Source organism: Roseateles sp. NT4 (assembly GCF_051857475.1).
Classification (GTDB): domain Bacteria; phylum Pseudomonadota; class Gammaproteobacteria; order Burkholderiales; family Burkholderiaceae_C; genus Pelomonas.
Genome location: NZ_JBPZGZ010000001.1, coordinates 1,147,759 through 1,170,594, shown reverse-complemented (window position 1 = coordinate 1,170,594; position 22,836 = coordinate 1,147,759). Strand labels below are relative to the sequence as shown.

General features: G+C 67.2%; 19 protein-coding genes. 8 read left to right on the top strand and 11 right to left on the bottom strand.

Going from position 1 to position 22,836, the window contains the following annotated elements:
• Window positions 1-260: 260 nt before the first annotated feature.
• A complete protein-coding gene (locus ACS5PN_RS05430) occupies window positions 261-1,901 on the bottom strand; it encodes a chitinase (protein ID WP_439462916.1) in 1,641 nt (546 codons plus the stop codon).
• Window positions 1,902-2,328: 427 nt separating this feature from the next.
• Complete coding sequence (locus ACS5PN_RS05425) at window positions 2,329-3,459, bottom strand: ABC transporter substrate-binding protein (RefSeq protein WP_439462915.1); 1,131 nt, start codon at window positions 3,457-3,459, stop codon at window positions 2,329-2,331.
• Between the two features lie 413 nt (window positions 3,460-3,872).
• Between ACS5PN_RS05425 and ACS5PN_RS05420 the strand changes: the two genes are divergently transcribed.
• The 3 genes from ACS5PN_RS05420 (at window position 3,873) to ACS5PN_RS05410 (ending at window position 7,421) form a co-directional block, all read left to right on the top strand.
• Complete coding sequence (locus tag ACS5PN_RS05420) at window positions 3,873-4,964, top strand: hypothetical protein (RefSeq protein WP_439462914.1); 1,092 nt, start codon at window positions 3,873-3,875, stop codon at window positions 4,962-4,964.
• Between the two features lie 302 nt (window positions 4,965-5,266).
• On the top strand, window positions 5,267-7,210 hold the full coding sequence (locus tag ACS5PN_RS05415; RefSeq protein WP_439462913.1) for an ATP-binding protein: 1,944 nt from the start codon (window positions 5,267-5,269) through the stop codon (window positions 7,208-7,210).
• Window positions 7,200-7,421: a hypothetical protein gene (locus tag ACS5PN_RS05410; RefSeq protein ID WP_439462912.1), complete on the top strand. Its 222-nt coding sequence runs from the start codon at window positions 7,200-7,202 to the stop codon at window positions 7,419-7,421. The genes ACS5PN_RS05415 and ACS5PN_RS05410 overlap by 11 nt, the downstream gene beginning before the upstream one ends.
• A gap of 42 nt (window positions 7,422-7,463) precedes the next feature.
• Here ACS5PN_RS05410 and ACS5PN_RS05405 read toward each other — a convergent pair whose 3' ends face one another.
• The 5 genes from ACS5PN_RS05405 to ACS5PN_RS05385 all read right to left on the bottom strand — a co-directional run bounded on the left by ACS5PN_RS05405 (window position 7,464) and on the right by ACS5PN_RS05385 (window position 13,689).
• Window positions 7,464-8,507, bottom strand: coding sequence for a hypothetical protein (locus tag ACS5PN_RS05405; RefSeq protein WP_439462911.1), 1,044 nt, complete (start codon window positions 8,505-8,507; stop codon window positions 7,464-7,466).
• Between the two features lie 144 nt (window positions 8,508-8,651).
• Window positions 8,652-9,134 (bottom strand): GNAT family N-acetyltransferase, encoded by a 483-nt coding sequence (locus ACS5PN_RS05400; RefSeq protein WP_439462910.1) that lies wholly within the window; start codon window positions 9,132-9,134, stop codon window positions 8,652-8,654.
• 145 nt (window positions 9,135-9,279) lie between these two features.
• Window positions 9,280-10,596, bottom strand: a complete 1,317-nt coding sequence (locus tag ACS5PN_RS05395; protein ID WP_439462909.1) for a hypothetical protein — start codon at window positions 10,594-10,596, stop codon at window positions 9,280-9,282.
• Between the two features lie 79 nt (window positions 10,597-10,675).
• The gene (locus ACS5PN_RS05390) at window positions 10,676-11,632 is read right to left on the bottom strand and encodes an Lcl domain-containing protein (RefSeq protein WP_439462908.1); all 957 of its coding nucleotides are present in this window, start codon (window positions 11,630-11,632) and stop codon (window positions 10,676-10,678) included.
• A 56-nt stretch (window positions 11,633-11,688) separates the two neighbouring features.
• The gene (locus tag ACS5PN_RS05385) at window positions 11,689-13,689 is read right to left on the bottom strand and encodes a hypothetical protein (RefSeq protein ID WP_439462907.1); all 2,001 of its coding nucleotides are present in this window, start codon (window positions 13,687-13,689) and stop codon (window positions 11,689-11,691) included.
• 532 nt (window positions 13,690-14,221) lie between these two features.
• Between ACS5PN_RS05385 and ACS5PN_RS05380 the strand changes: the two genes are divergently transcribed.
• Window positions 14,222-15,052 carry a nidogen-like domain-containing protein gene (locus ACS5PN_RS05380; protein ID WP_439462906.1) on the top strand — a complete coding sequence of 277 codons (831 nt, stop codon included), beginning with the start codon at window positions 14,222-14,224 and terminating at the stop codon, window positions 15,050-15,052.
• 80 nt (window positions 15,053-15,132) lie between these two features.
• Here ACS5PN_RS05380 and ACS5PN_RS05375 read toward each other — a convergent pair whose 3' ends face one another.
• Window positions 15,133-16,008, bottom strand: coding sequence for a LysR family transcriptional regulator (locus tag ACS5PN_RS05375; RefSeq protein ID WP_439463694.1), 876 nt, complete (start codon window positions 16,006-16,008; stop codon window positions 15,133-15,135).
• A 149-nt stretch (window positions 16,009-16,157) separates the two neighbouring features.
• On the opposite strand from ACS5PN_RS05375, the gene ACS5PN_RS05370 reads away from it, so the two are divergent.
• Entirely contained in the window at window positions 16,158-17,336 is a 1,179-nt protein-coding gene (locus tag ACS5PN_RS05370) for an acyl-CoA dehydrogenase (RefSeq protein WP_439462905.1), read from the top strand.
• Window positions 17,337-17,512: 176 nt separating this feature from the next.
• Complete coding sequence (locus ACS5PN_RS05365) at window positions 17,513-17,959, top strand: DUF4440 domain-containing protein (RefSeq protein WP_439462904.1); 447 nt, start codon at window positions 17,513-17,515, stop codon at window positions 17,957-17,959.
• A gap of 9 nt (window positions 17,960-17,968) precedes the next feature.
• Here ACS5PN_RS05365 and ACS5PN_RS05360 read toward each other — a convergent pair whose 3' ends face one another.
• The gene (locus ACS5PN_RS05360; RefSeq protein WP_439462903.1) at window positions 17,969-18,757 is read right to left on the bottom strand and encodes a glutaminyl-peptide cyclotransferase; all 789 of its coding nucleotides are present in this window, start codon (window positions 18,755-18,757) and stop codon (window positions 17,969-17,971) included.
• A gap of 29 nt (window positions 18,758-18,786) precedes the next feature.
• Window positions 18,787-19,287 (bottom strand): hypothetical protein, encoded by a 501-nt coding sequence (locus ACS5PN_RS05355; protein ID WP_439462902.1) that lies wholly within the window; start codon window positions 19,285-19,287, stop codon window positions 18,787-18,789.
• 120 nt (window positions 19,288-19,407) lie between these two features.
• On the opposite strand from ACS5PN_RS05355, the gene ACS5PN_RS05350 reads away from it, so the two are divergent.
• Both ACS5PN_RS05350 and ACS5PN_RS05345 read left to right on the top strand, forming a co-directional pair.
• Window positions 19,408-20,091: a heavy metal response regulator transcription factor gene (locus ACS5PN_RS05350; protein ID WP_439462901.1), complete on the top strand. Its 684-nt coding sequence runs from the start codon at window positions 19,408-19,410 to the stop codon at window positions 20,089-20,091.
• Window positions 20,091-21,476, top strand: a complete 1,386-nt coding sequence (locus ACS5PN_RS05345; RefSeq protein WP_439462900.1) for a heavy metal sensor histidine kinase — start codon at window positions 20,091-20,093, stop codon at window positions 21,474-21,476. The genes ACS5PN_RS05350 and ACS5PN_RS05345 overlap by 1 nt, the downstream gene beginning before the upstream one ends.
• On the opposite strand, the gene ACS5PN_RS05340 is transcribed toward ACS5PN_RS05345, so the two are convergent.
• Window positions 21,454-22,836: a TolC family protein gene (locus ACS5PN_RS05340; protein WP_439462899.1), complete on the bottom strand. Its 1,383-nt coding sequence runs from the start codon at window positions 22,834-22,836 to the stop codon at window positions 21,454-21,456. The genes ACS5PN_RS05345 and ACS5PN_RS05340 overlap by 23 nt on opposite strands.

Here is a 22,836-nt window from a genome sequence, read left to right as displayed (position 1 = left end):
AGGCGCCATCCCGCAGAACGCATCCGCATGACGGGGTAGTGGCTGCCCCGCGCTGCGCTGTCAGGCGGCTGCGCCATGGGGCGCGAGGGCGTGTGCAGGGTGTTGCGGGCGAGCCAGCGCCACGCCCGAGAGGTCCGGCAGGCGAGGGGGCTGCCGGCTAAAGGTTGAGGATGCCGCGCGTGTCGCGGTCGGCGCGAGAACGTGCCAAGAAAAAGCCCGCCGGGCGGGATGCCGGGCGGGCCTTGCAGAGGTTCAGGAACTCAGGGCTTGGGCAGGGCGTTCAGATAGGCCTTGTGGTTGACCGAGAACTCGTTGCCGTTGTACTTGTCCCAGTTGATCGACCAGGTCATCACGCCGCGCAGGCCGAGCGTGGGCGTGCGGGGCGCGTAGCTGCCGCAGTTGCGCAGCTGGGTCAGGCAGTTCAGCGCCGCCTGCACGTCGGCCACTGGCGTGAAGCCCCCGCCCGCGTACGCGTTGGCCGGCAGGCCGATGGCGACCTGGCTGGGCAACAGCGCCGGGAACTTGAAGCTCGTACCCGCGACGGTGAAGCCGGTCAGCAGCATGTCGGTCATGGCGACATGGAAGTCGGCCGTGCCCATGTTGTGGTACTGGTTGTCCAGCCCGGTGATGGGTCCTGAGTTGTAGTCCTGCACATGCAACAGGGTCAGGTCGTTGCGCAGCGCGTAGAGCACCGGCAGGTAGGCGCCGGCCCGCGTGTCGCAACCCGAGCAGGTGCCGCCATAGAAGCTGTAGCCCAGCTGCACGAAGAAGGTCTCGGGCGCCATGGTCAGCACGAATTTGCTGCCATAGCGCGTCTTGAGCTGCTTCAGCGCGCTGATGAGGTTGACCACCACGGGCGTGGTCGGGCTCGCGACGTTGTTGTCACCGGCATTGAGCTGCAGGGAGTGGCCCTCGAAGTCCACGTCCAGGCCGTCCAGGCCCCAGCGGTCGATGATGCTGGCGACCGAGTTGACGAAGGCCGTGACCGCGGCGGCGGACTCCAGGCGAACCTGGCCATTGGCACCGCCGATGGAGATCAGCACCTTCTTGCCTGCCGCCTGCTTGGCCTTGATGGCGGCCAGGAAGTCGGCATCGGACTCGACGTTGGGGCACTCGCTGACGGAGCAGCGCTTGAAGGCCACCTCACCCGAGGTCGCCGAGGTCGGCTCCGCGAAGGACAGGTTGATGTGGTCCCAAAGGTTGCTCACGTCCGCCATGCGCACATAGCCCGAGCCGTTGGCGAAGCTGGCGTGCAGATAGCCCACCAGCGAGTGCGTGCCTGAAGGGGGCGGCGGAGGCGGCGGTGGCGGGGGCGGAGGTGGTGGCGGCGGGGGAGGCGGCGGAGGTGGTGGGGGAGGCGGAGGCGGAGGAGGGGGCGGTGGTGGTGGCGGCGGATTGCCGCTGACGATGGTCCAGGGCTTGCCGCTGCCGACCGGGCCGTTGTTGGTGCGCGGGTCTTCGCCGCGGGTCCACCAGTTGGCCTTGTAGGTCACGCCGGCAATGACCACGGTCTGGCCGCCCGAATACGCCGTGTTGGCATCCCAGGTGCTGCTGGCCGGGGGCGGCGGTGGTGGCGGAGGAGGAGGGGGCGGAGGCGGCGGCGGGGGAGGAGGTGGTGGCGGTGGCGTGGTGCCGTCCGCGGCGCCGATGTCCTGCCACAGGCTGGCGTTGGTCGGGTTCCAACCCGTGCTGGCGTAATCGGTCTGGTTGACCAGGGCCTTGTAGTTGCGGCCCTGGTAGGTGACCTGCGTGCCGGCGGCGTAATAGGTGTCGGGCTTCCAGGCCGGGTAGCTGGCGGCATGCACGCTGAGGGCGAGCAGGCTGCCAGCCAGCAGGCCGACGGCGCTGCGCACGCGCTTCATCGGCAGCGGCGGAGGTTTCAGGGGTGGAGTACTTCGCATGATGGGTCTCAGCGGTGGGGTGGGCGGACCGCGCCGGGGGCGTGGCCTGCGGGTCTGCGAGAACTACTCAACTGCGGCTCGCAGCGCGCCTGCAGACCGGGATGCAAGCGGTCTGCGCGATGCAAGGTACCACTGAGATACCAATCGTTGAAAGAGGGGATTCCGCCAGCGCAGGAGGCGCAGTTCCGAGGCCGTCCTGGGGTGAGTGCGAGGCTTGAAAACGGGACGTGTTTTCATTGGGAAACTACCAGCGCTGGGAGCTTGCCGGGCAAGCCGTCAATTGGTGTGATACCAATTGCATGCCAACCAATACCAATGAGGAACGCGAGCGCCCAAAGAGAAGGGGGTGCCAAGCTGGCACCCCCTAGAAACGAAGCCTCGCATCTTCAATCAAAGATGCCGGCTGCAGACCGCGGACGCAGGAGTGTCAGCGCCTGAACTTCCCGTTCTGGTCCACGATGGCCAGGTCCACATAGTCCAGGCCGCTGTGGTCCTTGGGGCCGTAGCCCAGCTCGATGCCGCCCAGGTCGTAGCGGCCCATCGCCTCCAGCGCATCGCGCAGGCTCTGGCGCGTGGGCGTCTTGCCGGCGCGCTTCAGGCCTTCCACCAGCACCTTGGCCGACACATAGCCCTCGACGACTGTCGGCGTCAGGTCGACGCCGGCCTTCTGGGCCGCTTCGGAGATCTCCTTGATGATGGGCTTGGCGATGGAGCGCTCGTATGGGAACACCTGGCTGACGATGACGCCGTAGCCGACGGGGCCGAGGTCCTTGATGAAGCCCAGCGAGGCGTTGTTGGACAGGGTCACCAGCTGGGCCGTCGAGCCTGCGTCGCGCACCGCCTTCATGCCCTGCACGACGGCCGTGCCCGAGCCGATGAACATCACCGCCTGTGCCTGCTTCTCGATCAGCTTGGGCACGATGGCGCTGAAGTCGGGCTTGGCGCGGTCGTACTTCTCGTGGACCACGGGCTTCTTGTTGGTCTTGGTCAGGCCGGCCATGGCGCCCTGCACGGCGTCGTCGCCGAAGGAGTCGTTGACCTGCACGATGGCGATGCGGTCCATGCCGATCAGGCTCAGATGCTCGATGGCCCGCTCGGCCTCGCGCTGGTAGGTGGCGCGCACATTGAACAGCCAGGGGTGGACCGGCTTGTGCAGCACCATGGCGCCCGTCGACGGGCCCACCAGCGGCACCTTGTGCTCGGTCAGCAGCGGCATGATTTCCTGGGTGTGCGGCGTGCCGCGGTTCAGGAACAGCGAGATGACCCCCTGGTCGATCAGCTGCTTGGCATTGGTGGCCGCGATCTTGGGATCGAACTTGTCGTCCAGCGACACGAGGTTGATCTTCTGACCATTGATGCCGCCGCTGGCATTGACGATGTCGAAGTACATCTTGGCGCCCCGCGTCGCCTCACCCACGCTGGCCGCCACCTGGCCACTGTGGCCCGCGGTCTGGCCGATGGTGAAGTCGGCGTGGACAATTGAAGCGCTGGCCGCGAGGGCCGTTGCCGTGGCGGCGAGCAGAAGGCGGCGGGCCAACTGCGGAAGTAACGTCGTCATGGGTTGTCTCCAAGCTGCCCCTGGTGACGGCGGGCTCTTGTCCAGGTGCTCTGGGCGGCCTGCGCGCGGGAGACGTTATTCAAGCATGTGGGGGGTGACCGCAGGGCGTTGCCGCGATGTGGATAGTGCGTATGTCGCAGCAGCGGCTTGACGCGTGAGGCCAGCGGGGGGGGCTCCAGCGGGCGACCTACTTCTTTGGGCGCCCAAAGAAGTAGGCAAGAAAGCCGCCCCGGTTTCGCCATCCCTCGCTGCACGAGGGGTTCCCTGCGCTTCTCGAACGCCGAGGCCCGCGCAAAACTCCCGCCGCTACGTCCAACACGCAATGCAAAGACCAATGTGCCCGTCGAAGCGACTGCCCCGCTGGTCTTGAGACTCTAGATTTGAGACCTACTCGGATTCTGTTGGAGCATCGAATGAATGAGCAAGCGTTACGCGTTGATCTATTGAATGAGATTGAAAGCTGGGAGCGTTTTGTTTCTGAATGGTGCCTTGGCGCTTCGCCGCGCGACCCACAAAGTGTTGTGCGAGATGCGCTTCAGGCCCTTCTTAGAAACATTCCTGAATACTTGGAGCGCATTCAAGCAGAGTCAGGGCGTGGGCTTGCAGTTGTCTCGTCACTCGTTCACGCGGGAAAGGTGCTTTTTGCTGTCGAGAAGCTTGCCGGCTTTCACAAGGTTGTCAAAAGGGTAAGAGGCGGCGAGAAGCCAGCATGGGCGGAATTGGAATTCGCAGCTAGATGTATTGGGGTTGGTTTGCATGTCGTCTTGGAGCCGCCGCTCAATGGCAAGGTACTCGATTGCTCAATTTCGTTAGGTGACGGGGTGACATACGTGGAAGTCATCTGTCCAACTGCTTCGCAGTCAATGCGTGAGGCCTTGCAGCGGCTGCGCGGCATCTCTGCTGAATTGATAGCTGCTTGTCCTGGCACGCGCACTGAACTTTTGTTGACTGATGATCCGGCACTTTGGCGTCCAGAGTCAGTCATGGCTATCAAAGCGTTTTCCATGGTGGACGAGGTCATTCAGATCGGGCAAGGGCTTGTCAGAAAAATTCCGTTTGATCCATTGTCGGCGCTCACAAAAGAAAGATTTCAGGTCTCTAGGCCAGGCCCCTTGCTAATCTGGGGTCAGGTCGAACTTGACGCTGGCCATTTTACGGCGGCCGAGGTGGCCATACAGATTGATGATGACCGCGCCCATCGAATATTCTCCGCCGAACATCATCAGTTTCATCGCGAGGCTACCAACGTTCTGGTGGTCGATGTGACGGGCGTTCACGACGGAATTCGAGGATGGGAGCCGCTTGTGCATAGGTGGTTTCAGCCGACACGAAATCGCAGAGTCGGTGGAATTTTGTTGTGGACAACCTTTCGCGCGGGAAATCCGATGTCTGTGATGTGGGAGTCAATATTTATTCCAAACCCCTACGCACTATTTCAAATTTCGCAAGATATTCAAGCGCGGCTCGCAGCTATGGATGAGTCTGAGGGGCGGGGGCGGATTTGATTATTTGATATGAAAGAGTTGGCTGAATGTCTGCACTCCAACTATCTGCCGCCCAGGAGAATTCACGCTGAACCAGTTGTCTTGGCTATCGCCGCCGCCGCCTAGACTCCCCTGACAATCCCTCACGCCACCCTAGCCGGACGATGCAACCCCATTCGCCCCCCACCCCGCCCCAGGACGCCCCCCCGTCCTCCCCGGCCTTCCTCTCCGGAGGCGGCGAGATGGGCGCCTTGATGCGGGCCCACGACTGGGCCTCATCGCCGCTCGGCTCCCCGCAATCCTGGCCCCAGCCCTTGCGGGCCATGGTGCGATTGATCCTGAACACCGGCCACCCGATGTACATCTGGTGGGGCGACGAGAACGCCTGCCTCTACAACGACGCGTATCGCGAGTGCATCGGCCCCGAGCGCCACCCGTGCTCGCTGGGCCGGCCGGCGCGCGAGGTGTGGGAGGAGATCTGGCCCATCATCGGCCCGCAGATCGAGCAGGTGCGCGAAGGCCGCGGTGCGACGTGGAACGTGAACCACCTGGTGCCCATCACGCGGCATGGCCGGCGTGAGGACGTGTACTGGACCTACAGCTACAGCCCCATCGACGACGAGCTGAGCCCCCATGGCATCGGCGGCGTGCTGGTGGTGTGCACCGAGACGACCGAACAGGTGCTGGCCACCCAGCGCATGGCCGCGGAGCGCGACCAGCTCGGGCAGCTGTTCGAGCAGGCGCCGTCCTTCATGACCCTGCTCAGCGGCGCCCACCACCGCTTCGAGATCGCCAACCCCAGCTACCGCAAGCTGGTGGGCGGCCGCGATGTGGTGGGCAAGACGGTGGCTGAGGCGCTGCCGGAAGCGGTGGAGCAGGGCTACCAGCTGCTGCTGGACAGCGTCTACGCCAGCGGCGAGGCCTATATCGCCAAGGGGGCGAAGTTCAGCTACCAGGGCAGCCCGGGCGAGCCGGGCGCCGAGCGCTTCGTGGACTTCGTCTACCAGCCCATCAAGGGCAGCGACGGCCGCGTGACGGGTATCTTTGTCGAGGGCGCGGACGTGACGGACCGCGAGACGGCCGATGCCGCGCTGCGCGCCAGCGAGGCCAAGTACCGCGAGCTGGCCCAGGCGCTGGCCGAATCCAACCAGGCCAAGGACGAGTTCCTGGCGACGCTGGCGCACGAGCTGCGCAACTCGCTGGCGGCCATCCGCAATGCGCTGACGCTGCAGCGCCGCGCGCGCCACGACGAGCGCATCCTCGAATCCAGCGGCGACATCATCGAGCGCCAGATGGCCCACATGGTTCGCCTCATCGACGACCTGATGGACCTGTCGCGGCTGACGCGCGGCATCGTGGAGCTCAAGCGCGAGCCGCTGTCGCTGATCGGCGTGGTGCGCCAGGCCGTCGAGGCCAGCCATGCAGGCGTGGAGCAGTCCGGCCACCAACTGGTGGCGCATCTGCCCGAGCAGGACTGCGTGGTGGATGCCGACGAGACGCGCCTCATCCAGGTGCTGTCCAACCTGATCAACAACGCCGCCAAGTTCACGCCGCAGGGCGGCCACATCGAGGTCAGCCTGCGGAGCGAGGCCGAGATGGCGGTGGTGACGGTGCGCGATGACGGCATCGGCATCGCGCCCGACATGCTGGAGCGCGTGTTCGACATGTTTGCCCAGGTGCAGCGCTCGCATGACCAGGTGGGCGGCGGCCTGGGCATCGGCCTGACGCTGGTGCGGCAGCTGGTGGAGAGGCACGGCGGCAGCGTCGAGGCCCGCAGTGCCGGCGCGGGCCAGGGCAGCGAGTTCGTCTTGCGGCTGCCGCTGGCCACGCATGCGGTGCTCCAGCCGGCGCCCGCCGCTGCCGTGCAGGCTGGCGCCACGGGCATGGGGCTGCGGGTTCTGGTGGCCGACGACAACGCCGATGCCGCGGAGAGCCTGTCGGAACTGCTGGCCATGAGCGGCCACGAGGTCAAAACGGCCGCCGACGGCCTCGCGGCGCTGGCCATCGCCGAGGCCTTCCAGCCCCAGGCCATGCTGGTGGACATCGCCATGCCGGGGTTGAACGGCCACGAGCTCTGCCGCAGGGTGCGCCAGACCCCGTGGGGGCGTGAGGCGCTGATGATCGCGGCCAGTGGCTGGGGCCAGCAGGGCGACCGGCAGCGGTCCCTGGAAGCCGGCTTCGACCACCATCTCGTCAAGCCGGTGCACTACGCTGCGGTGGATGAACTGCTGGCGGCCCAGGCGGACCACGCGCCGGGTGAACGTTGACGGCCTGGCCTACGGTTGCGCGCAGCAGCGCAACCGTTTCCTCGCCCTTGCGGCCCTGCTGCCTCTGGCTGTCGTCCTCGTGACGACGCCGCTGCGGCATATGGGGCCGCTGTCCACGCTGCTGATGTGCTGCGCCGTGTCGGCCGGCCAGGCTCTGGCCTACAGCATCGATCCCGAAGCGGTGAGGCGCTTGCCGCCGTCTGAGGCCTGAGTCGCCGCAGGCCGCCCAGCTGCAGCGCCGGGCCGGACCCGGCTAGTACAAGCTGTAGTGGCGGTCATAGCTGCGCAGCCACAGGCGCGGCTGGCCGGGGCCGTCGAAGTGCAGTTGCAGCAGATTGGGGCGCGGGTTGGCGCTGTCCACCAACAACTCGTCCTCGGTCTCGCGCGGGTCGACGTCGGACAGCGCAAAGCGCTGGAACACGTTCGTCAAGGCGGCCTCGGCGGACTTGGGGCGGTAGTCGTCGTCGAGCAGCAGCTCGGGCTTGACGAGGTGTTCCTGGTGCAACCAGTACCAAACCCCTTCGCCCGGCGCACCGGGTTGGGCGCCGGGGCTGCCCTCGTCACCCCAGGTGTTGGGCCGCTCCCCGGGCGTGACGCCGGCGGGGTCCCAGGCCAGGGCGCCCAGGCCGTCGCCCACTTCCTCGAACACGGCCAGGCTGCGGTCGTAGCGGGCGCGCACGGCGGGCGACAGGATTCGGTCCAGCCCGTCGGAGCCTTTGCTCTTGTAGCCCCATGAGCCCAGCAGCAGGTCGCTCACCTTGCGCATGTCCGCGGCCGCGAGGAAACGAGAATCGCCGACCTCGATGCGCCAGTCGCCCAGCACCTTGACGGCCTCGGGCAGCGGCACGCCGAGGGCCTTCTCCAGGTCCGCAAAGGCGGCCTTGGCGGGCTTCTTCTTGGCGCCCGCATCGCCGGGCTTGACGACAACCCCGCCTTCTTCCAACTTGGCGGCCAGGCCGCGCACGCGCTCGATCCAGGGCTTGCTGGTGTCGTACAGCGGCGCGGAGAACGGCGCCATGTCGCGCACCTTCCAGGTCTTGTCGAAGGCCGTCGTCTTGCCGCCGTTGGTGGCCTTGCCCTTGAGCCGCAGGCGCTTCAGGCCGGCAGGCAGTACGAACACCAGCGCGGGCGTTTTCTGCAGGCCGGGCCGGGTGGCCTTGTGGTCGAGATGCGCGACGGCCTTGCCGTCGGCGATGACGTCGGCCACCACGCTGTCGCCCACTTCGAGCCAGGGGTGGATGCCCGCCCGGCCAGCGGTCGCGCCATTCGGCGCGGCGTGGGTCTGGCCTGCTGCCATGGCTGGCAAGCACGCTGACAGCCAGGTCAACACGCTGCGCCGTTGTGCCATCGAATGTCCTCGCCTGTGTTCTTGTGACTGCGGATTCTAGGAAGCCGGGTCAGTCGTCCTGCGCCTGGTGCATGTCCCTCGCTGGCGCTCGCCTCAAACGTCAAGGCACATCAAGTCCAACGCCTCGATGCTCTGCGCACCGAGGCGTTGGTAGAACTGCAGCGCACCGGCATTGCGCCGGTCCACCGTCCACACCAGTTGTGCCGCCGTCGCGTCGGCTGCGATCTGGCGTGCGGCCCCCACCAGTGCGGCCCCGATGCCGAGGCCGCGGGCGCTCGGGCTGACGAAGAGGTCCACGATGAAAACCAGCCGGCGGGCCGCGTCGGTGTCGTAGCCCGGGTGGTGGAGCAGGTAGCCGACGACCTCCGCGTCGCGTTCGGCGACCAGGCCGCGGAACGCCGGGTCAGGCCCGAAGCCGTCGCGTTCGAGCGCTACCGCGTCGAGGCCGAGCGGCGTGTTGTCGCCGAGTTCACGCATGTGTTGGGCGAACTGCTCGGCCAGGGCCGCGATGGCGGGAACGTCGGCGCGGCAGGCTGGGCGCAGCGAGAAGGTGGTGGTGAGGTGCTGAAGGCGCATGCGAGTTTCGTGCGTATTGAGGTCGGCCCGCATTGCGCTGGCGCCAATGCACGACGACCGCGAGCCGGACGTCGGACGCAGTCGGCGTGGCCGGCAGTCTGCTTACACGCGGGCCATGGCGCCGCGTCGTGCCGCGCCGTCGTGCTCACCAATTCGCCTGGAAGGAATTGCCGCTGAACCGGCTGTCCCTCGTGATCGCCCCCATGTCCACGAATTCAAAGTCCGATACCTTCAGCGCCTTGAGGTTGGAGATCGTCCCGTCCTGCCACTGCGCATTCGGCTCGCCCTGCACATAGAGGTCCGACCCGATGTCGGCCACATAGAGGCCGTAGCGCTGCATGGCGACTGCAACCGCCTTGGCCTGGGTGCTCCACGAGGCCGGCGGCACAAAGCTGGACTTCAATCGCATGACGGCACCAAAGGGCACGCCGCCCGCGGTGGCGCCGCCGGCGTCGTGGCGCGCGGGCCAGACATGGCTGCGGGCGAGCACGCTGTCGCGCAGCGTGACGCGCAGGGCATGGCGGATCTCGCCGGCGCTGGCCTCGGCGGCCCGCGCCAGCAGCGGCAGGATGGGCAGGCCGGCGGCGTCGCCCGAGGTCCAGGTGTCGGGGCGCATGGTGTTGGTCTTCATGTCCCAGGCGGCCGTCGAGTAGCTGTACCACTGGCCGTTCAGCTGGTAGCTGGCGTAGCTCTCCCACAGCCGGCAACTGCCCTGCTCGACGACGAGGACATGGCGGTCGCCGCATTGCTGGGCGTCATTGCAGGCGCCGGCCTCGGCCTTGATGAGGTTGTCGCGCGGGAAGGGGAAGCGCCGGTTGGTTGCGGTCAGCGTGGTGCAGTCGTGCACGAGGTTGTAGCCACCGGCCACGGGCGCGGCGCAGTCGCTCTCGTCAGGCGCGCTGTCGCCACTACCCGCGCGCGGATCGGTGGGGTTGAAGGCCACCGTGGGCCAGGCGGTGGTGGCGCTGGTGCCGTCGACGACGTTGTACGGAATGCCGTAGTAATCGGCCGTCTGCTGCTGGTTGTCGTTGCTGCCCCAGTCGGGGTGGAAGGCGCGCGTGCCGCCGATGTTGTTGATCCAGGTCGCGCTGCTGGCATGCACGGGAAAGCGCTGTGCGTCGTCAATGCGCGTGTTGAACACGGCCGTGGCCGGGAAGACATCGCAGCCGCCGATCTGCGGCGCCGCGCCGGGCGCGGGTGCAGGTGAGGGCGCTGGAGCGGGCGCGGGGGCTGGCGTCGGCGCTGGCGCAGGTGCGGGAGAAGGTGCTGGTGCAGGCGCCGGCGCCGGTGCAGGTGCAGGTGCAGGTGCAGGTGCAGGTGCGGGTGCGGGGGCAGGCGTTGGTGCCGGGGCAGGGCTGGGGCTGCTGCCGCCTCCGCCGCAGGCGGTCAGGCTGAGGGAAGCGGCCAGCAGGAGCAGCGGACCGAGCTTGTTCTTGGTCTTTTCGTCGTCATGGAATCGCATCCGCCATTGATACCGCCAAATGACTCGCGCAGCTGCAATGGATGGTGACAAGTGCAGCCCGCCGGCCGCGTGGCGCGTGCTAAGGCTTGTCGCTCACGTAGCGGTAGACGTATTGCTGGCAGCCCTGAACGGCATAGGGGTCGGGGATGCTGCAGTCGCTGGTGGTGGCCGGCTTGTAGCTCTTGGCCCATTCGACACCCTGCTTGAGCCGGGCATTCACGTTGGCCTGGACGCCGTCACGGCAGCCGCGCTGGCGCTGGTTGTCCGTGATGTCTGAGCATTCCCTGCCGTTGAGCCAGCCGTTGCCGATGGCGTCGCTGCGGCCTTCGACAAACCAGTTCGAGCGCGGATGGGCCCGTGGCTTGAGGCTGACGTTGCTGCTGTTGAACTGGGAACGGTCGATGGCCTTGGTGCTGGACCAGCTCGACAGCTCCTCGCGCGTGGCCTTGCGCACCAGGCGCAGATAGGCCTCCTGGCGCAGCGGCTCTTCGCGCGTCCTGCCGTTGCTCATGTCCACGCGTGTGCTGACGCGGAGGGCCTTGTCGATGGCTGCCGTGTGGAAGGCATAGCCCTCGCCGACGATGCGCTCGGGCTGTTCCTCGATCACCGGGAAGGCGATGGGGTCCAGTGAGTAGCAGCAGCGATCGGGCGCGATGGACAGGCCCTTGAGTTCGTCGACGCTGGGCAGGCGCCAGGGCTCGCCGTACTGCGAGAAGTGTTTCTCCACGGAGCCTGCGAGCTCGACGTCGACCCAGTCCGCATTGCCCTTGCAGAGCGGCCCGACGCCATCCTGGTCCAGCTCCGTGCCCTTGGGGCAGCGGTGCCAGACCAACTGGGTCTTGCGATCCAGCACCATGCCCGAGGGGAACTCGAGCAGCACATAGCGCGACGGGTCCGACGTGCCGAGGAACCAGGACTGGACCTTCCTGAGCCCGCCAAAGATAGCGAAGGCGACGGCGGCGATCAGCAGGGCGGTGAGGAGCCAGGCACGCCTGGGTTTGGCGGGTGCGGGTGTCGGGCGGCGAGCGGGCTTCATGGGGCCCGGCATCTTAGAGGTGGGGCCCGAGACACCGCTTGACCGCCGGTCTGCAGCTACTGCGCAGGCTTCAGCGAGGCGTCTTCGTCGAAGCTCAGACCCTTGACGTCCGGGCCAAAGGCGCGAACGGTCAGTTGCTGGCCGTTGCTGAAATACAGCGGGTTGAGCATCAGCGTCAGGGTGAGCCCGCCGGTGCCGACGGCGTCGATGGCGAGCTCGGTCACGCCGACGTCCGAATTGCTCAGCAGCAGGAAGTCGTCTAGCAGGGCCCGGACATCGGTGACCGACGGGTCGAGGCTGCGCCCCAACATCTTCACTTGACCCGCGCCCTTGACGTCCACGAGCAGCAGAGGCAGCTTGAGGGTGCCTTTGTAGCCGGGCGGCACCCACAGCCGCAGCTGGGCCATGTCGACCTCGTAGCCGGGTTCCGTCGACGGCCGCGCCAGGCTTGCGGAGGCTTCGAAGTCGGCATATCCGCCAGCGGGGATCTGCAGCTCGTTGCCCATGGGCTGCGCCGTGGGCGTCAACACGGAGAACAACAGAAAGTTGTCGTCGATGCTGGCGTAGATGTCGGCGATGAGCTGGGAATAAGCGGTGTCCGACACGGGCAGCAGCGGCGTCGCGGGGTTGCTGACCAGGCTGGGGTCTTGCTGCAGTTCGCTGACGCCGACGATGTTCGTCCCGCTGCGATCGGTGTAGTAGGTGGCGAGGTAGGGGTCGAAGACCTGCCAGCGGCCGTCGATCTTGATCTCGGGCACGACATGACCCGTGAGCCCGATGACGCGTGCTTCGTAGCCCATGGCCTTCCAGATGAAGTGAAGCACCGTGGCCTGCGCCTCGCAATAGCTGGAGCCGACGGAGCGCAGCCACAGGTCGGGCTGGTACTGGAAATTGCCGATGGCCACCGGCACGGTGCGCTGCCGGTGGGCGATCACGTAGCGCCAGGCCTTGCGATACAGCGGCTCGCCGGTGTAGGCGACGGGCAGCGCAAGAATCTGCTCCAGCACGCCGTTGAAGTCGGCCATGTTCTGGCCGTTGAGCGTGAGGTTCACCCGCTTGTCGTCTTCGCTGCGGTTCCACAGGCGCAGCCGCGCCGGCGCTTGCGTCGTGGGTTTGGCGCTCGCCTGGAGTGCGCTGACGATCTGGCCCGCCGAGGTGACAGCCAGCAGCGTGGGCGTGGGTGGCGCCACCAGGGCCTGGGCCTTGGGCGCAGGAGCCCGCTGCTGGTATTGGGCCATGACGAAGTCGGAGCCCAGCGACACCACCTGCCCGGGCGCGACGCTGGCCTGCGACTGCAGGAAGGCCGTCTGCTCGGGATATTCAAGCAGTTGCACGCGCCGAGCCAGCAACGCGAGCCCCTGGGCCCTGGCATCGGCGATGGCCGTGTCCAGGCTTGCGGTGTCGACAACGGCAACCTTGGCTTCGGTCTGCAGGCGTCGCGCCTGCGTCGCCTTCCAGCTGGCGGCAGAGAGGGTGGCGGAATACTGGCACAGCTGTGACAGCAGTTCGCCTCGCTTGCCCAGCACCTGGGTCCAGCCGGTGAAGTCGACCAGCGGGCCGAGACCGACTTCCCGTGCAGACTGCAGATAGGCCGAGACGGCGCTGAGCAGCCAGTCGTGGTTCTTGTCGGGCACCACCATGTCGGCATGCAGTGCGCTGGCCTGCTGCCGCTCGGCTTCATCCGACGCGGCGAGGCAGTTCGTGGCCACCAGCGAGGCGATGTGGGTGGCGGCGTCAGCTTCGGCCACGCCGTGTTCGCGCAGCTGGTCGTACCAGGTGGTCAGCGCCGTGACCTGCAAGCTGGCGGCTTGCTGCGACGTCGCCCGCAGCTGTGTCGAATAAACCGGGGCGACCCGGCTCTCGGATGTGCTTCGCAGCGCTTGGAGCCGCGTTCCGGCCAGCGGACCGACGAGGCTGAAGCGGCCCTCGGCGTCTGTCGTGGTGGAGCTTTGCAGTTCGTTGCCGTCGGCGTCGTATTCGATGAAGACCAAGCCAGCAACGGCCGGGTAGACGCTGCCCATCACGGTCGTCGGGCCCGCCGGCGCGCTGCTGGCCACGCTCTGCGGTCCCGGAGCCGCGCTCCCACCGCCGCCTCCGCAACCCGCCATGGAGTTGGCAAGCGCAAATGCCGCAATGGATATGCGGATGAATTGACATTTAAAGAATAGTTTCAATTGTGAAACCATTTGTTGCAGTATGTTTATATTGGCCTTTGGTGTTTCCTATTTTAATTTTCTTTTAATGAGATGACTCGCGATATTCGAGGGCGGAAACCAATAACTTAGGGATGGCGCGCGTGTGAAAGAGGGCAAGGCATGAATGGCCGGACGCTCTTTTCGTCCATGGCGCCAATATCGCCAGGCGTCCAAAGGTCTTGGCCAACGGCCTGAAAACCGTCCTGGCATCGACCTGCCGGCCCGCTGGATCGCGGCGAAACGGGACGCAACCCTTTGTTTGCGGGTGTCAACCGCCTTTACAGGGCTTTCCCTGGTCTATGGAAAACCCTATTGAAATCAACGATTTGCGTGTATGGCTCGATGTTTGCTAACGATTTCAACTTCCGATCACCTACGTTTTGAACCCTGGAGCATGCAATTGATTTCTCGTAAGTTCGCCACCGGTCTCACCCTGGCCATTGCCAGCCTGGCGGCACAAGCCGGCCCCGTCGTGGGTGGCTTCACCAATGGCGGCACCGTCGCCATCTGCGACGACTGCTCCACTGCCTCGACCTCGCTGGGCTTCACGGCCAACTACTTCGGCACGTCGTACAACAGCACCTTCGTCAGCAACAACGGCTACGTCACCTTCGGTGCCACCCAGAGCACCTTCACGGCCACGGGCCTGACGGCAGCCTACGGCGGCCTGCCCATCATTGCGGCCTTCTTCTCGGACGTCGACACGCGCGGCAATGGTGGTGGCAACGTCAAGTACGGCACCGGCACCTACGCTGGCGCGAACGCCTTCGGCGTGACCTGGAACCTGGTCGGCTACTACGGCTCGCACGTCGACAAGCTGAACACCTTCGAGCTGATCCTGGTGGACGCCTCGGCCGGCAACAGCGCTGGCGACTTCGACATCTATTTCAACTACGACCAGATCCAGTGGGAAACCGGTGACGCCAGCGGCGGCACGGGCGGCTTCGGCGGCACTTCGGCTTCCGTCGGCTACGCCCGCGGCACCGGCGCCGCCGGCACCTACGCCCAACTGGCCGGTTCGCTGGTCAACGGCGCCTTGCTGGACAACGGTCCGAACGCCCTGGTGAGCCACACCAACGACGGCGTGACCGGCCAGTACAAGTTCTCGGTGCGCAACGGCGCCGTGGTGGTGCCCAACACCGTGCCCGAGCCGACCTCGCTGGCCCTGGTGGGCCTGGGCCTGGCCGCTGCTGCCGGCCTGCGCCGCCGCAAGGCTCAAGCCTGATCTGACAGATCACATCGCATGAGGCCGCAAGGCCTCGTCAAGGCGGCCTGCGGGCCGCCTTTTTCATGCGCCGGCGCAATTCAGCGCGCGGTTCGCGACGCCAGGAACACCTCTCTCAGCACTGCCGTTGAATCCCGCCGCCACGCCGCAAACACGGCCGACGGCTCGATGGCCTCGGCCAGGGGCCTGAAGACCGCGCCCTGGATACCGGCCTGCTGGAAGGCCGCCGGCACGATGGACACGCCCAGGCCCTGCGACACCAGCGACACCACCGACAGCCAGTGCCGGCCTTCGTGCTGCAGCCGCGGGTAGAAGCCGTGCTGGCGGCAGATCTCGACGATGCGGGCGTGGTAGTCGGGCGAGCCCTTGCGCGAGAACAGGATGAAGGGCTGGTCGCTGAGCGTCGCCAGCGGAATCTTCTTCAGCTTGGCGCCGGGATGGTTGGCGGGCAGACAGGCGAGAAAGGGTTCGCTGTACAGCGGCTGCGAGGTGAGGGCGGGGGGCAGACGGTCGGTGTGGACGAGGCCGAGGTCCAGTTCCTCGCCGAGCAGGGCATCGATCTGGTCCTGCGAGTTCAGCTCCACGACGACGACCTCGACCTTGGGGTGGCCGGCCTGGAAGGCTTGCAACCAGGCTGACAGGCCGTTGAAGAGCGTGGAGCCCACAAAGCCCAGGCGCAACCGGCCCACCTCGCCGGCCTGCACCTCGCGAGCCAGGGCGCAGGCGTCCTCGGCGCGGTCGAGCAGGGCCTGGGCGCTGCCGCGGAAGGCTTCGCCGGCGGGCGTCAGGCGCACGCCCTTGCTGTCGCGGTCGAAGAGGCGGGCGCCGACGCTGGCTTCCAGCTGCTGGATGGCCACCGACAGCGGCGGCTGCGAGATGGCCAGGCGCTGGGCCGCGCGGCCATAGTGCAGTTCCTCGGCCAAGGCGAGGAAGTAGCGCAGATGGCGGAACTCCATCGCCGTGGCGCGGCTGAGCGTGTCGATAGGCATTGCGAATCGTCGAAGTCGTTTTCTGAATTGGACACGAATCGCGGCCAGAGGAATACTGGGCGCCATACGCGCCCCGTCACCCGCGGGCCAACGCCAATCTCAAAAAGGACACCACCATGGCCACCAAGGCAAGCTTCCACTGGGACGACCCGCTGCTGCTGAACGAGCAGCTGACCGATGACGAGCGCATGGTGCGCGACGCCGCCGCCGCCTACTGCACCGACCGCCTGCGCCCGCGCGTGCTGGAAGCCTTCCGCAAGGAGCAGACCGACCTGGCCATCTTCCGCGAGATGGGTGAACTGGGCCTGCTGGGCCCCACCATCCCGACCGAGTACGGCGGCGCCGGCCTCAACTACGTCAGCTACGGCCTGATCGCCCGCGAGGTGGAGCGCGTGGACTCGGGCTACCGCTCGATGATGAGCGTGCAGTCGTCGCTGGTCATGGTGCCCATCAACGAATTCGGCAACGAGGCCACCAAGCAGAAATACCTGCCCAAGCTGGCCACCGGTGAATGGATCGGCTGCTTCGGCCTGACCGAGCCCAACCACGGCTCCGACCCCGGCTCCATGGTCACGCGCGCTCGCAAGGTCGACGGCGGCTATGCGCTGACCGGCAGCAAGATGTGGATCACCAACAGCCCGGTGGCCGACGTCTTCGTCGTCTGGGCCAAGGACGATGGCGGCCAGATCCGTGGCTTCGTGCTGGAAAAGGGCTGGAAGGGCCTGAGCGCCCCGGCCATCCACGGCAAGGTGGGCCTGCGCGCCTCCATCACCGGCGAGATCGTCATGGACGGCGTGTTCTGCCCCGAGGAGAACGCCTTCCCCGAAGTGCGTGGTCTCAAGGGACCGTTCACCTGCCTGAACAGCGCCCGCTACGGCATCGCCTGGGGTGCCCTGGGTGCCGCCGAGGATTGCTGGCATACCGCCCGCCAGTACACGATGGACCGCAAGCAGTTCGGCAAGCCCCTGGCGGCCAACCAGCTCATCCAGAAGAAGCTGGCCGACATGCAGACCGAGATCACGCTGGGCCTGCAAGGCTGCCTGCGCCTGGGCCGCATGAAGGACGAGGGCACGGCCGCCGTCGAGATCACGTCCATCATGAAGCGCAACAGCTGCGGCAAGAGCCTGGACATCGCCCGCATGGCGCGCGACATGCTCGGCGGCAATGGCATCAGCGACGAGTTCGGCATCGCCCGTCACCTGGTCAACCTGGAAGTCGTGAACACCTATGAAGGCACGCATGACATCCATGCGCTGATCCTGGGGCGCGCGCAGACGGGGATTGCGGCCTTCTGATGTCCTTGCGGGATGGACCTGCCCGCAGGGCAGCTCCGTCCTCAACTGACTCAGCGGGTTGTCCTTGCGGGATGGACCTGCCCACAGGGCAGCTCCGTCCCCAACCGATTCAGAGTAACTAAAGACAGGGCAGCGGCGGCCCGGCATGCTGCGGTCTCTTCAACAGGAGACCGCCGATGACGACTCGCCGCAACGCCTTGCTCGCTGCCGCCACGCTGCCCGCCGCTGCCGGAACGGCCTCGGCGGCCTCCTGGCCAAGTGCCGACGAGATCGCCAAGCGCGTGGCCGAGGTATCGGCCACCGAGACGGCCTTCGCCGCGGCGTTTGCAGCTCGTGACGTCGCCGCCTTTCGCAGCTTTCTGGCGGCGGACACCATCTGGATGGGCAAGGAGCCCCTGCACGGGCCGGACGCCGTCATGAAGGCGTGGAACGGCTGGCTGACGGCACCCAAGCCGCCTTTCAGCTGGGGGCCCGACCTGGCCCTGGTGCTGCCCAGCGGCGACCTGGCCCGCACGACGGGGCCGGTGAAGGATCCCGAGGGCAAGCAGGTCGGCCGCTTCCAGTCGACGTGGCGGCGCAAGGCCGCCGGCGGCTGGGAGATCGTGTTCGACTTCGGGACCTGAGGCCCGGCCTCAGCGCGGCTTGGTCAGCTGGATCTCGAACAGCTTGGGCCACAGCTTGCCCGTCACGAACAGCCGCTTGGTCTTGGCGTCGTAGGCGATGCCGTTGAGCACGGCGTCGGGGTTGGCGCGCAGGTTGTCGGGCAGCAAACCGCGCAGGTCGATCCAGGCGGTCACGCGGCCGGTCTTGGGGTCGATGCGGGCGATGCGGTCGGTCTGCCAGATGTTGGCCAGCACCTCGCCTTCCACCCATTCCAGCTCGTTGATCTGGTCGATGGGCTTGCCATCCGCCGTCACGCGCACGCGGCGCAGCTCCTTGAAGGTCTGCGGGTCGAGGAAGCGCAGCTCGGGGCCGCCGTCGCTCATGACCAGCTCCTTGTCGTTGTGGGTCAGCCCCCAGCCCTCGCCGGGGTAGCTGAACTTGCGCCACAGCTTGAAGCTCTTGAGGTCGAGCACATAGGCGGTCTGCTCGGTCCAGGTGATGCCGATGAGGCGGTCGCCCCATTGCGAGATGCCCTCGCCGAAGACGTCGGGCGGCAGGTCGACCTGCTGCACCACCTTGCCGGTCTCGATCTCGACCTTGCGGATGCTGGAGCGGCCGCGCAGGCCGGTGCCTTCGAACAGAAAGCCGTCGTGGAAGAACAGGCCCTGGGTGAAGGCGTCGCCGTCATGCGGGTAGCTCTTGACGACCTTGAAGCCCTGGACGGGCGTGGCGGCGAGGGCCGGAACGGCCAGGGCGGAGGCGAACAGGGCCAGCGCGGCACGGCGCGGCAGGGAGGCAAAGGAGGGCTGGAAGCGCATGCCGTCAGCCTAGCCGATGCCAGGGGCGCTCAGCTGTCTGCAGCAGTTCTTTGCTTTCGCAAGGCCAGCGCCTGCAGCGTGTAGCCGGCGATGAACAGGCCCAGCCAGGCGAGCAGGGCGGTCTTCACGAGCGGGGAGTCCGGGCCGGTCGCGAGCGGATGGGCCGCGGGCAGGCGGGTCAGGGTCTCGTTGATGCCGGGCACCAGCAGCAGGAAGAAGCTGAAGGAGAAGCCCAGCGTGGCCAGATAGGGGCGGGCCCGGCCCAGGAAGGACAGGCGCGGGGCCAGCAGCGCGCCCGAGACGGCGAGCAGGGCCAGGATGCCGAGGGCATGGCCCGGGTTGAACCCGCCCGTGCTGGACAGGCCGAAAGCCGTCAGCACCGACAGCAGCAGCCCGCCGAGGTAGATGCGGCCCGCGGTGGTGCCGGGTTGGATCGCGCGGCTTTGGGCGAAGGCGCAGAGGCCGGCAGCGAGCGGTACGAGGCTGATCACGGTGTGTGCGATGCCCAGGGTCGAGAGGGGATGAGGCATGAGGGAAGGGCGGTGTGGATGACGGCGAAACTGTAGAAATTCCGCCTTCGGCCGGGGGTGACATGTGGATGACAAAAACGTCATCCACTGGGCCGCGCGGCCTGTCGACAATCCAGCCGCATGAAGATCCTGGTCATCGAGGACGACCCCAAGACGGGCGACTACCTGAAGAAGGGGCTGCGCGAGAGTGGCTACACGGTGGACCTGTCGCGCACCGGCACCGATGGCCTGCAGATGGCGCTGAACAATGCCTATGACCTGGTGGTGCTGGACGTCACCCTGCCCGGCATTGACGGCTGGCAGATCATGCCGGCGCTGCGCGAGAAGGGCGATGTGCGCGTGCTCTTCCTGACGGCTCGTGATCAACTGAGTGATCGCATCCGCGGCCTGGAGCTGGGTGCCGACGACTACCTCGTCAAACCGTTCTCCTTCACGGAGCTGGTGCTGCGCATCCGTACCCTGCTGCGGCGCGGCGTGGCGCGTGAGGCCGACGTGTATGAGGTAGCCGACCTGAAGCTGGACGTGCTGCGCCGCAAGGTCACGCGCGAGGGCAACGAGATCGCGCTGACCAACAAGGAGTTCCTGCTGCTGCACCTGCTGGTCAGGCGGCAGGGCGAGGCCCTCACCCGGACGCTGATCGCCTCCGAGGTGTGGAACATGAATTTCGACAGCGACACCAATGTGGTCGACGTCGCCATCAAGCGCCTGCGTGCCAAGGTCGACCGGCCGTTCGCAAAGCCGCTGATCCACACGGTGCGCAGCGTGGGCTATGTGTTTGGCGATGTGCCGGAGGACACGGAATGATGCAGCGCTGGCTGCCGCGCTCGCTGGCCGTCCGGGTCACCTTGCTGTGCGCGCTGATTGCCGCGTGGACGACGTGCATGCTGGGCATGTTCTATTTCTTCAGCGCCCGCACGGCCATCCTGGCCCATGCCGATGAGCAGCTGATGGCGCGCGCCGAGCACTTTCGCCGCATGGTGGGCGACGTTCGCACCGTGGAGGAGCTGCGCGAGCGCTCGATGCTGTTCGAGGCCCTGCTCGGCTCGGCCGACGATGTGCTGGTGCTGCGCCGTTCTGGCGAGGCGCCTCTCGTCGAGATCAATCCGGCGCGTGCCGCGTTGCCGCCAGGCCTGGTGGTCGGCCAGGTGCACGACGTGCCGGGCCAGCCACGCATGCACTGGGTGTCGGCCCTGAGCGGCTCGGGACCGGACGGCGTCCCTATCGAGATCGTGGCTGGCCATCCGCTGGTGAGCGAGATGCAGATGATTGCCATGAGCCGCGACAAGGCCATCACCGGCACCGCCATGGCCATGCTCGCGGTGACGCTGCTCGTGTGGCTGGTGCTGCGCCACGGCCTGCGGCCCCTGCATCGCGTGGCGGCTCAGGCCGCGCAGATCAACCCCATCAACCTGGCTATCCGCCTGCCCGAGCACGACGCGCCGCAGGAGCTGCGCGAGATGGTGGCCGTCTTCAACGCCATGCTGGACCGCCTCTCGACTGGCTATGAGCGGCTGTCGCAGTTCTCGGCCGACCTGGCGCACGAGATCCGCACGCCGGTCGGCACGCTGATCGGCCAGACCCAGGTCGCGCTGAACCGCGCGCGCAGCCCGGCGGAGTACCAGCAACTGCTGGAATCCAACCTGGAAGAGCTGAACCGGCTGCGGCTGATCGTCGACAACATCCTCTTCCTCGCCCAGGCCGACCACGCCACGCTCGACGTCCAGCGCACGCCGCTGAACATGGCCGAGGAACTGCGCCTGATTGCCGAGTATTTCGAGGGGCCGGCCGACGAGGCCGGGTTGCGCTTCGCGGTGCAGGCCCAGGGCTCGGCGTCGGTGAATACGGCCCTGTGCCGTCGCGCCGTCCACAACCTCGTGGTCAATGCGCTGCGCTACAGCAGGCCGGGCACGACGGTCCGCCTGATCGGTTCGGAAAGCGAAGCGGCCTCGACGATCGCGGTCGAGAACGATGGGGAGGCCATCCCGCCCGAGCAGCTCGAACGCCTCTTCGACCGCTTCTACCGCGCCGATGCGGCGCGCGGCCGGCCCGCCGAGTCCAGCGGCCTGGGGCTGGCCATCGTCAAGGCCATCATGGCCCTGCATGGCGGCGAGGCGCGTGTGAGCTGCACGCCGCAGGGCACGATCCGGTTCGAGCTGGTCTTCCCGCTCAAGCCCCGCCCAGCGACTTGAACAGCGCCGCCTGCCTGACCCACTGTTGCAGGCGCAGGCTGAGGCGGGTCTGCTCGGCGTCGAGCACGGTGCTGCGGATCTGCAGCCAGTCGGCGCGCGAGATGGCGCCGACCTCGTAGCGCAACCTGGCCAGGCGCTCGTTCTCGACGGCTTCCTTCAGCCGGCCGGCATTGGCCTGCAGCTGCTGGGCGGTGCGGTCGGCCTCGATGCGCTGGGTCTCGATGTCGGCCAGTGCTTTCTGCAGCGTGTCGCGCAGCGTCAGCGCGGCGCTGTCGAGTTCGCTGCGGGCGCCGTCACGCTGCAGGTTCAGGCGTTGCCAGTCGATCAGCGGCACGGCGAGGTTGGCGGCAAAGGCCGCCAGCGGCTGAGACAGCCAGTCGCGAGCCTGGGTGCCGCCGGTGCTCAAGCCCGCGGAGAAACTCAGGCGCGGATAGCGCTCGGCCTCGCTGACACGCAGGCGGGCGAGAGCGGCGTCTACGCCCAGGCGAGCGCGCTGCACGTCGGGCCGCTGCGCCAGCACGTCGGCCGGTTCGGCCAAGCGCCAGCGCGGCGGTGCGTCCGTGGGCAGGACGGCCTCGGGTGCTGGACCGGGCAGGGGCTCGTCGAGCAGCAGGGCCAGGCGCTGGCGCTGCAGCAGCTCGTCGGCGGCGAAGTCGGCCAGGCGGGACTCGGTGGCCTGCACGGTGACGGCGATCTTGTCGAGCTCGATGGGCAGCAGCTTGCCCTCACGGACGCGGGCGCGTGTCAGCTCCAGCGTTTCGCGTGTGATGGCCAACTGGTCCTGGGCCAGCGGGCGCTGCGCGCGGATGGAGGCCAGCGTCCAGTAGGCCTCGGCGACCTGGCTGCGGATGAGCAGTCGAGCGGCGGCGATGTCGGTGCGCGCGGCCTCGGCCTGGGCACGCTGCGCGGCCGTGGTCTGGCCCAGGCGGTCCCACAGGTCGAGCTCGTAGCCGACGCCCAGCGACACGCCGTAGCTGCGGCTCCAGCCCGTGGAGGTCGTCACCGGAATGGTGACGCCGCCCACGTCGACATTGCGCGTGCTGCTCTGGGTTTCCAGGGGGCGGCTGGCGTTGGCCGACAGGCCGGCGCTGGGCACCCAGCGCAGCTCGCTCTGCTCGGCCAGCAACTGCGCCTGCTTCCAGCGTTGCGCGGCCAGTCCGATGTCGCGGTTGGCTTCCAGTGCGCGGGCCTGCAGGGCGGCGAGCTGGGGGTCGAGCAGGCCGGCCCAGTCGGGCTTGACGTCACCGCTGGCCAGGCTCCAGGCAGTGGGCGGGGCGACTTCCGGCGCCTTGACGTTGGGGCCGATGGCGCAGCCGGCGAGCAGCAGAGCGGTGGCGAGGGCGGTCAGTTTCAATTTCAT